The sequence below is a fragment of the Flavobacterium polysaccharolyticum genome (genome assembly GCF_038739875.1).
Classification (GTDB): Bacteria; Bacteroidota; Bacteroidia; order Flavobacteriales; family Flavobacteriaceae; genus Flavobacterium; species Flavobacterium polysaccharolyticum.
This window is the reverse complement of the sequence record NZ_JBCGDP010000095.1, coordinates 1-293: the sequence shown is the minus strand read 5'-3', so window position 1 is coordinate 293 and position 293 is coordinate 1. Positions and strand designations below refer to the sequence as shown.

The following is a 293-nucleotide window of genomic DNA, read 5'->3' as shown; positions in this document are numbered from 1 at the left end:
GTTGAGGACATTTAAGAAGGAAAAACAACCGCAGAATCCTTCGATTATGACGGCTTAGAACATCAGATGGAAGGCAAGTTTAGACCTGGTCATTTTGATGGAGTGGGAACAATTTTAAAACGACTGTTCGAAATTATTACTCCAACAAAAGCTTATTTTGGAGAGAAAGATTTTCATCAGCTTCAGATAGTAAAAAAATTAGTCGCTAAAAACCATATTCCAGTAGAAATCATTGGCTGCCCAATTCACAGAGAACCGAGTGGCTTAGCCATGAGCTCTCGTAACGAAAGATT

The 293-nt window shown here is 38.2% G+C and carries 1 pseudogene; it reads left to right on the top strand.

The window, feature by feature from the left end:
• Window positions 1–39: 39 nt before the first annotated feature.
• Window positions 40–293, top strand: a pseudogene (locus WFZ86_RS20235) (pantoate--beta-alanine ligase); the annotation flags it as partial.